We start from the raw sequence: 9109 nt of genomic DNA on the forward strand, positions 1-9109 counted from the left end.
GTCTTGGACCTGCGGATGGTCAGGACCACGCCGTCCGGTGTCTCGGCGATGTCGGTCAGGTCCAGCGCGACGAGCTCGCTGCGGCGCAGGCAGCCGGCGAAACCGACCAGCAGCAGCGCCCGGTCGCGCAGGTCGGCGAGTCGGGAGTCGTCCAGTTCGGCGAGCACCTGGGTGAGCAGGCGGGTCTCCAGCGCGTTCTTGCGCTTCACGGCGGTGCCGTGGACGCGGCGGATGCCGTCCCAGACGGTCGCGACCTCGGGCGAGGCCGCGGGATTGGGATGACGACCGAGCTGGTGGGCCACGGAGATGGCGGCCAGTCTCCGGCGGACGGTGGCCGGCTTGTAACCGGAGTCGGCCAGCGCCGTCAGGTAGCCGGCCACGGTTGCCGGTGACGCCGGCAGCGCCACCAGCTGCGGGGAGTGCTCGGCACACCAGGCGGCGAAGTGGCGCAGGTCTGTTTCATAGGCGCGCCACGTCGAAGCAGCCCTGGCAGCACGGGCATAGTCGGCCACCCGCTCCACCAGGTCGGACGAAAGCACGGCGTAATCACCATCTCGACGAACTGCAACCTCTGCGCCGTCGCCACTCAATCTCCGACCCTCCCCTCCCGGTGCCAGTCTGACGCCCGGGAAGTAAAGCTTATCGGGCGTCAGAGCCATAGAAGTTTCATTTCGATTGTTACGTTTTGATTCGAAACAAAAATACGAAACGATACTGATTGACGCTGGACGGCGAAGGGACCGCTGGCGGAGCCGCGTAGCTCTCGTCCTGACTCGGCGTCCTGTTGCAGGACTCGGGCCTGCGTCACCAGCTGCCAAACGACGCTGAGTGGTGGCATAGAGGGGCCAGAAGGTCAGGAGCAGGCACAAGCTTGAGACACAGGCGCCCTCGGAACGATCTGATCGCGCTTCTCCGGCGCGGCCCTGTCCTGCTATGAGCTGCCAGCGAGGATCGTGGCCAGTCCGGACGAGACCCGCGCCATCATCGGCAGGGTCGTCCTCACCCGCAGGGCTGGTCGAGAGAGCATGAACGCGCTGTGCGGAAACATGTCTTCAAAGCGGACTGGCATCCGATGCGGTCCTATGACGATCATTCCCTGTCCCGTACCGGCTCGACTCTTTCCCGCCAAGCCACTCTTCTGGCCAGTGGACTAATTAACTGGCCAGAAGAGTGGTATATGCCAGTTGGCTTGCAAAAATCGCTTACGAAGATCTCTTTATGCTGGCTATCGTCTGGGCGGCTGGGCCGGGATAGCGAAGGTCACCGAGGCGACCCGGTAGCTGGAGTAGCCATGGTACGTAGCGTGCGCATCGGCTTCGGCAGGTGACGAGAACATCAGCACGACTTCCGCGACTGACGGGATCGGGTCGGCGTCCGGGAGATGGACCAAGGCGTAGAGGGCCGGACTGGTGCGTTGATCGTCAAACACGCTGTCCCTCCTCACGCTTGCCGTCGGGTGGAGTATCGCCATCGTCCGGTGCGACGGGAAGACCGTACGGGTCAACTGCCTGGGCCGGGGCGACCTGGGCCAGTACCCGGACAGCCTCACGCCAGGCATCCCGTGCCGCCGCCACCTGTTCGAACGCGGCGCGTTCGGCCCGGGCCAGCTCCTGCGCCCGGGCGTCCGCCTCTATCCAGACACGCCATGCGCGTTCCTCTGCCGCCGCTGCCGCGTCGGCGTCCGGCCAGGCGGCTCCGTCGCGGACTCGCCAAATCAGCGTGAGGTCGACGTCACCGTCAACGCTTGCCAACCGTGCACGCGGAGGCACACCGGCTTCGACCGTACGGATCAGTTCCTGTTTACTCATTCCCAGCTCTAACACCATCTCGTGATCGGATACAGCCACCTGCGATCTCCTCTCTCGGTGGGACGGTTAGGTGCAGGGCACACGGGCTGCTCGCCTACATATGGAGCGGGAACGGTGCTGAGCTAGTCGATCATTGAGTAGCCCTGTTCGAAGGTCCACTTGTCCGGTGGGTATACGGCCTCGGCGAACTCGATCGGGCGCTGCTGGGCGTCGTACACCGTGTGGTGGACCATAAGCACAGCTGACGGCCCGTTGCCAAGCTCCAGTTCCATACGCTCGGTGTCGGTAGCGAGCCGCGCGGCGATGGTGTCCCGTGCATATTTGCCTCGCCGGCCGGTCTTCTCCTCGACGTAGGCGAGGGTGCCTTGTCGGATTCGCTCCCGCTGGAGGAGCAGCGGCGCGACCTCCGCCAGCGCCGGGGAGTACCAGGATGTCGACACCTCCGAACGAGGACCGCCCTCGGAGTTCGTGATCCGGCGACGGCGGATGCCCTGCCCCGGATACGGCAGCTCCAAAGCCTCCGCCGCATACTCCGTCAGATCCGTGATCTCCGCAGCGGCGATTTCCGCCCACTCGTCGGTTGCATAGACCTTCCCGGTCTCGCGTGAGTGCCGGTAGCGGTCCCGGGCACGCCGGTGTAGGCGTATCTGGTCCAGCACGAACGTGCCCGCCCCCTGCCGTGAGCCCACCAGTCCCTGGGTACGCAGCGCTTCCAACGCCTTCGTCGTCGTCGGCCGGCTGACCTTCCAGTCCGCGGCAAGGGCACGTTCCGACGGAACCTCGTCCCCGGGACGCAGGTCACCGGCCAGGATCTTGTCCCGGATGTGGTTGGCGATCTGGAGGTACTTCGGGAGGGCCTGTTGGATCTCCGGCATCACTGGCGACCTTTGGCTAGTGGTCAAGTCCAGTCGCACCATACGCCAATTTTGCCATGAACCAAAAAGGGCGTGATTCGTAGGCTGTTGGTCGTGGGCGTTCTCCTGGTAGCGGCCGGTGGCGGAGGTGACGCCTTGGCCGCAACGATCATCCACCGCATCCTTCGGCCGTCCGCAGCCTTGCCACTCGTCCTCACCTACGCGTGGGAACGCCTGCGCATCGATCCGCTACCTGGGCCACGCGGTCCCGACGGCTTCACAGCTCTCGTTCCCGTTGGACGGTTCAACTGGCAGATCACGCCGAAAACGGACACGGTGCCGCCAGGTCGATCCACTCTCCCGCGTCTGGCCGGCCAGACAGATGCCCGCCTTCATCTCATCGATCCGAGCGGCGGGGCGGGCGGTATCCGCCGCCAAGTCACCGAACTGGTCGAGATCACCGGCGCAGACCGGGTATGGGTTGTCGACGTCGGTGGTGACGTCGTGGCCCGTGGCGACGAGCCCGGACTCCGAAGCCCGCTTGCCGACGGACTGGCCCTCGCCGCATGCACGGGTCTGCCCGTCCCGGTCGAGATCCTCACCGCCGGTCCCGGACTCGACGGCGAGCTGTCCGAGTCCGAGGTTCTCTCCCGCGTCGAGGCACTCGGCGGACGGATCCTTCACCGGCTGCACAGTGACGAGGTACAGCCAGCACTCGACGTCCTTGCCTGGCACCCCACCGAAGCAACCGCCCTGCTCATCGCAGCCGCACTCGGAGCCCGTGGCACCGTCGAGATTCGCGACAACGGCACTCCGGTCGAACTCACCGACCACAGCGCCGACATCTACGGTGTCGATCTGGCTGCCCTCGTCCCCAGCACCCGGCATGTCGCGTCCCTCGCCGATACCGGCACGCTCGCCCAGGCCGAGGATGTCATCCGTCGTGTCTGCGGCATCTCGGAAATCGATTACGAACGCGAGAAGGCCCAGCGGCTGTCCAGCCCTCGCTTTCGGCACCGTCGGCGTTTCGCCGAGGACCTGTGCCGCGATGCCGACGCCCACATCGCTGCGGCCCGCGCCAGAGGCATCGACTACCTGACGTTTCGCCGTCTGGCCGAAGCCCTCGACGTCTATCCTGACGACATCGCCGAGCTTCAGGCCAGGCTCCTGGCAGAGCAGGCCGAGCGTCCGGCTCTCCCCTTGTGGCCTGTTCGTAACTGCCGTTACAAGGAGGCGTAGGTGCTTTCGGTCGTCCCGACAGCTTTTTCCACCTACGCTTCCTTCCGCTGTAGGTGGTTTCCGCTGTGCGGACGACACTTTCCACCTACGGCTGGGGCGGCGGGTGCCGAGAACGCTGGGCCGGGCAACCGATCGACTGGAACAGCTCTGATCATTCCTGGAGAGCTTTCCGGTGGTTCCTGCTGCTCACTGTTCGGATGAGCGGTGAGCAGTCGCGACCTCGTTCTCCGAGGTTTGCGAACGGTGTCATGCGGTGTGCTGGTGATCGGCGAGGGCTTCGTCGATCGCACGCCGGGCGATGCCGGCGAGCACGGGGTTGCTGACCCGGTAGTAGGGCAGGGCGATGAGCCCGACGGACAGCGCCCAGCCGCGACCCCGCGCCCAGGTCGCGTCATCGACCCCTACCGCCGCTCGGAACATCTCCCGGACTGCGGCGGGCAGGAACGTCCACGCGGCCATCACGTCACACGCCGGGTCGCCCACACCCAGACCGCCGAAGTCGATGACGGCGCTCAGCCGGCCGTGGCGAGCCAGCAGGTTCCCCGCGAGGAGATCGCCGTGGATCCAGCGGGGCGGACCCTGCCACGCCGGTGCCCGCAGGGCTGCCTCCCACGCCGCGGTCACCGCGCCGGTATCGAGCGTCCCGCACAGGGAGCCGATCGCGGCGCGAGTCTGGGCGTCGCGCATGGCCAGCGGCACGCCGCGCAAGAAGTTGTGCTCCCCCGGGGGCGGTCCGCCGTCGAGGTCGATCCGGTGCAGGGCAGCGACAAAGCCTCCCAGCTCGGTAGCCGCATGGTGTGGATCGGCGATGCGTTCGGTGGTCGCGTTCTCGCCGTCGAGCCACCGGTAGACCGACCAGGACCAGGGATAGCCCTCGGCGGGCCTTCCCTTGCCGAGCGGGACCGGGATGGCGAGCGGGAGGAGCGGGGCCAGTAGCGGCAGCCACCGGTGCTCCTTGCCCACCTGCCCGGCAGCTCTGCGGATGCGGGGGAGCCGCACGGCCATGTCCTCGCCCAGTCGATAGATCGCGTTGTCGGTGCCGGCTGAGTGGACCGGCTCGACGGGAAGGTCCCCCCACTGGGGGAACTGCGCCGCGAGCAGCCGGCTCACAAGCTGTGCGTCGATGTCCACCTCGTCGACGTGCATCCTCCCGGCGGACATCGGCATCTCCCCAACTTCTCAACCTGCGGCGAAGGCGGATCAGCGGCGCGGCACGGACGCCGCAACCGTGCGGGGACCGACCGATGACGCATCCCTCCGTGCCGGGCGCCGGATCCATGTCACGTTCCGGGGCGGAGCCTGTCCACTCCTTTTTCGGTCGGCTGTCGTGTCCGCTGCCACGGGGTCGGTAGCCACAAGGTCGGTGGCCGGCGTCTCGGTAGCCGAACCGTTGTGAGGACCACAGCGGGGCAACGGTCGAAATGACGGAGCCGACCGGTACCTGGAGGGACACTCACTTTATGTGAATCTTCCGCGCTCCCCGCACGCGGGTTCCAGCTTTTCGATCATGGCTGGACGCCTGGAACGCGGAGCGGGTCCCTCAGCCGACACCCTCCGGTGTGTTTGCAGCCGGGGCTGGCGCCTACGAGCACGTACACCTCGTCGCGACGTAGGCATCCGAGACGTCACTGAAAGCAACTATATCCACCGTGTCCGGTCATGCCGGGTCCACGGGTGAAGGTCTACGAGTGAAGGCAGGACCGATGCGTGTCGGAATATATCTGGACGATCAGGGACGGTCGCTGGACGTGGTCGTGGAGGCGGCCCGCGACGGGGCGAAGGCCGGCTTCGCCAGCGCCTGGCTGACCCAGTTCGCCGGTTGGGACGCGCTCACCGCGTTGGCGGTCGTAGGCCGGGATGCGCCTGGTATCGAACTTGGAACGGCGGTGGTACCAACCTATCCCCGTCATCCCCTGGTGCTTGCCAGCCAGGCGCTCACGGTTCAGGCGGCCGTGGGCAACCGGCTCACTCTGGGTATCGGCGTGAGCCACCGTGTCATCGTCGAAGAGCAGTTCGGCTACTCGTTCGACCGGCCCGTCGACCACCTTCGGGAGTACCTGTCCGTGCTGGGCCCGCTCCTGCGTGGGGAAAGCGTCTCCCACCGGGGCGCAACCCTCACAGCCGTCGGCGCTGTCGACGCGCCGGGTACCAAGCCGCCGTCGCTACTGATCGGCGCGCTCGGCCCCGCGATGCTCCGGACAGCCGGCGAGCTCGCTGACGGCACAGTCACCACCTGGACGGGCCCGGCGACCCTCGCCGACCATATCGTGCCGACGATCACCCGGGCCGCACGGGCGGCGGGCCGGCCGGATCCCCGTGTGGTGGCCCTCACCTTCGTATGCGTGACCTCGGACGCCGACGCGCGCCGGGGGTGGGTTGCCCAACGGTTCGCCATGGTCGGGCAGCTGCCCAGCTACCGCGCTGTATTCGACCGGGAGGGCGTGGACGGTCCGGGGGACACGGTCATCCTCGGCGACGAGGCTTCCGTCGAACGCCAGATCCGGCGGCTGGCGAGCGCCGGTGTCACTGAACTGGTGGCGCTGCCGATCGGGTCGGCGCAGGAACAGACGACAACGACCGATCTGCTCGTCGGCCTCAACACACGTGCGGGCTGATCCGCAGGGCTGACCTGGCGGCTTGGCGGGCTGACCTGGATGGCTGATCTGGTTCGCAACCGGCCCGGCATACCGGCGGCTCTCCGCCTGCGAACGCGGATCGTCCACGCTGCGTGCGAATACAGTCATAACGGCTGGGCGTGGGAGTGGACCAGGTCGGTTGTCGCTGCCGGAAGGGTGAGTGGGTTGTTGGAGGACGCGGAGGCGCAACCGGTTCTCACGCGGGAGCTGAGGCTCGCGGCATACGTGGTCTGCATCCGGGACGGGCAGGTGCTGCTCGCGCGCTTCGCCGGGGCGGACGACACGTTCTGGACGCTGCCCGGCGGCGGGCTCGATCACGGGGAGGATCCCGCTGCTGCGGCGATCCGCGAGGCCGAGGAGGAAACGGGATACGACGTCGTGATCGAATCCCTGCTCGGCCTGGACTCGATACGTCGCTGTTTCCAGCGTAACGGGGGTATCGAAGCCGACCAGCACACTCTGCGGGTCATTTACGCGGCCCGGGTGGTCGCCGGCGAGCTCCGACACGAGGTCGGCGGTTCGACCGACCAGGCCGCGTGGGTTGATCTCGATCAGGTCCACGCCCTCGACCGGATCGATCTGGTCGACATCGCATTGGAACTCGAACGGACGCGCCCGCCGCTCGGCCGGGTGGATCGGGATCGCTCCCGGCTCTGAATCCATCCGGAATGATCCATCCGGGATTCTGGATGGTCACCGGCCGGCCTGCAGTACGTCGTCCGGCACGGGTTCGGACACGAGTTCGGAATTAGCATCCGGGTCCGCTGCGACGAGGGAAAATCCGCAGCCCAGATGCTGATCAATAGGGGATGTTTCGGATTTCCGATCAGGCGGCTGGTGCCCGGGCGCCCGGTGGAGATCCGACCGGAGTCCGATCTCCACCGGGATATCGCCGGCTACCCGGGAACGAACCAGTTAGCCGATCTTTCCGGCCCAGCAGTGCTTGGATGCGTACCACGGACCCGTGCCCTGCTGCGCGTAGAGGATGCGAGCGCGTTTCCACTGCTCCTCGGCACTGGCATTCTGCGGCAGGCCGGACCCGCCGACACCCCGCCAGGTGGGGGGCAGGAACTGGAACAGCCCCCCCGCGCCGATCTCGTTGACAACGCGCGGATTGCCGTTGGATTCACACTGCACAATGGCGGACAGAACCCGGTCCGCGGACGGTGCCGCGCTTGCCGGCTGGGACATCGCGATGCTGCTGCCGACGGCGGCGACAACGGCCGGGACGGCGATCATTGCGCGGGTACGCGTCGTGATTCCTGCGCGGATACGCCTCTCGGCGTGCCTGGCTCCGCGATCGCGAGTACGTGCCTGGGACATGGTGATGCCCTTCCCCACGCCTGCGAGGTTAGCTGTCGGGTTCGGGCTGGGACTGCCCGGCCGCGTTCTGCGGCTTCACCCCGAGGACGTCTGATACGCGACGCCCGAAAGTGGTTCCCCCGATCCTGCCATTGGTTTGATTTCCGTCGGCCGGGGCAGGATTCGGCGTGCCGCCCGACGTGCACCTTCTTCGCGAAGGCACGGCGCAGACCATACGCACGGTGCCGACCCGGAAAGCAAGGGCAGGCAGGCGGCCGTGAACATGAGCACACTGTATTCTGATGTTGATGGCTGCCCCGGCCACCGGGTAACGCGCGCGCACGCGCACTCATCATCTAATCAGATCCGATCTGCCGGAGAATTGTAGCGATATTGCCACGCTCTCGGGTAGTCATTTCGACTGTGCATGGCGTGGGCGACCGGATCGAATTCGTGGTCGTCGAATGCCTGGACGTGCTGCGTGGAGAAGCGTGGAGAAACCGGTGGCGGTCCCGAACGCGTGTATCGTGTCGGGCCTGTCCGTGGCACCTTCAGCACTCGTGCGCACCGGACCTGCTACCCGGAAGGAGACCGGGGAATTCGATGTCTCTCGTCGGCGTAAGCCCTGCCCCGGAACGTCATTCAGGCGCCGGAACCTCTTCCAGACACCGGAGGTCGCATTCCCGGAACGACGATGAGCACCGTGGCGCGGTGCACCGCGCGTCCGCAGTGCACCGCGCGTCGCGGCGGCGGGGAAGCGGCCCACAGCGCCGTCTCGCGCATCCGCCGTTCGGACGGGCTACCGCCGGGCCTCGGCTGAGAGGTGGGCTCCCGTCCTCGACGGGGACAGCGCGGGACGCGGCCACGTCGAGTTCCGGGCAGGTGGGAAGAACTGAACACACCGCCCGCCCGGCTGGCGCGTGGAGCCGGGTAATTTGCGACGCTGACCAACATGATGACGCTGGCGGCGTGCGCGGTGCTCTCGATGCTGGTCTGGCTGGTCCTCGCAGGCGGGCACGGAATGTTCTGGCGAACCGATACCCGACTTGACACCCACGATTCCGGCGCGACGGGCGGAGCCGCGCCGCCAGGGGGCTGGCCTGCGATCACCATGATCGTTCCTGCTCGGGACGAGGCCGAGATGCTGCCGAAGACCCTGCCGACCCTGCTCGGGCAGGACTACCCCGGACAGCTGCGGGTCGTGCTGGTCGACGACTCCAGCGACGATGGCACCGGCGACGTCGCCCGCGCCATCGGCCGGGCCACCGGT

Annotated in this window: 10 protein-coding genes and 1 riboswitch; of the genes, 4 read left to right on the forward strand and 6 right to left on the reverse strand. The window is 67.1% G+C overall.

Annotated features, from left to right (window positions below; translation table 11 throughout):
• The 4 genes from DD1DGNOD_RS14200 to DD1DGNOD_RS14215 form a co-directional block, all read right to left on the reverse strand.
• On the reverse strand, nt 1–590 hold a 590-nt coding region (locus tag DD1DGNOD_RS14200; protein WP_165036726.1), incomplete at its 3' end, for a site-specific integrase.
• Nucleotides 591–1225: 635 nt separating this feature from the next.
• The gene (locus DD1DGNOD_RS14205) at nt 1226–1429 is read right to left on the reverse strand and encodes a hypothetical protein (protein WP_131766860.1); all 204 of its coding nucleotides are present in this window, start codon (nt 1427–1429) and stop codon (nt 1226–1228) included.
• Nucleotides 1422–1847, reverse strand: coding sequence for a hypothetical protein (locus DD1DGNOD_RS14210; RefSeq protein ID WP_131766861.1), 426 nt, complete (start codon nt 1845–1847; stop codon nt 1422–1424). Before DD1DGNOD_RS14210 ends, DD1DGNOD_RS14205 begins: the two co-directional genes overlap by 8 nt.
• 83 nt (nt 1848–1930) lie before the next feature.
• Nucleotides 1931–2683, reverse strand: coding sequence for a GntR family transcriptional regulator (locus tag DD1DGNOD_RS14215; RefSeq protein ID WP_131766862.1), 753 nt, complete (start codon nt 2681–2683; stop codon nt 1931–1933).
• Between the two features lie 93 nt (nt 2684–2776).
• On the opposite strand from DD1DGNOD_RS14215, the gene DD1DGNOD_RS14220 reads away from it, so the two are divergent.
• Entirely contained in the window at nt 2777–3901 is a 1125-nt protein-coding gene (locus DD1DGNOD_RS14220) for a DUF1152 domain-containing protein (protein ID WP_165036716.1), read from the forward strand.
• Nucleotides 3902–4147: 246 nt separating this feature from the next.
• Here the strand turns inward: DD1DGNOD_RS14220 and DD1DGNOD_RS14225 are convergent, their stop codons facing one another.
• The gene (locus DD1DGNOD_RS14225) at nt 4148–5062 is read right to left on the reverse strand and encodes an aminoglycoside phosphotransferase family protein (RefSeq protein WP_131766864.1); all 915 of its coding nucleotides are present in this window, start codon (nt 5060–5062) and stop codon (nt 4148–4150) included.
• Nucleotides 5063–5604: 542 nt separating this feature from the next.
• Here DD1DGNOD_RS14225 and DD1DGNOD_RS14230 point away from each other — a divergent pair.
• Nucleotides 5605–6516 (forward strand): LLM class F420-dependent oxidoreductase, encoded by a 912-nt coding sequence (locus DD1DGNOD_RS14230; RefSeq protein ID WP_131766865.1) that lies wholly within the window; start codon nt 5605–5607, stop codon nt 6514–6516.
• A 177-nt stretch (nt 6517–6693) separates the two neighbouring features.
• Nucleotides 6694–7194: an NUDIX hydrolase gene (locus DD1DGNOD_RS14235; RefSeq protein ID WP_131766866.1), complete on the forward strand. Its 501-nt coding sequence runs from the start codon at nt 6694–6696 to the stop codon at nt 7192–7194.
• 258 nt (nt 7195–7452) lie between these two features.
• Here DD1DGNOD_RS14235 and DD1DGNOD_RS14240 read toward each other — a convergent pair whose 3' ends face one another.
• Complete coding sequence (locus DD1DGNOD_RS14240; protein WP_131766867.1) at nt 7453–7860, reverse strand: transglycosylase family protein; 408 nt, start codon at nt 7858–7860, stop codon at nt 7453–7455.
• A 2-nt stretch (nt 7861–7862) separates the two neighbouring features.
• Nucleotides 7863–8038, reverse strand: a riboswitch (cyclic di-AMP (ydaO/yuaA leader).
• Nucleotides 8039–8791: 753 nt separating this feature from the next.
• On the opposite strand from DD1DGNOD_RS14240, the gene DD1DGNOD_RS28075 reads away from it, so the two are divergent.
• On the forward strand, nt 8792–9109 hold a 318-nt coding region (locus DD1DGNOD_RS28075), incomplete at its 3' end, for a glycosyltransferase (RefSeq protein ID WP_206443168.1).

Origin of the sequence: Candidatus Protofrankia californiensis (assembly GCF_900634765.1) — a bacterium.
GTDB lineage: Bacteria > Actinomycetota > Actinomycetes > Frankiales > Frankiaceae > Protofrankia > Protofrankia californiensis.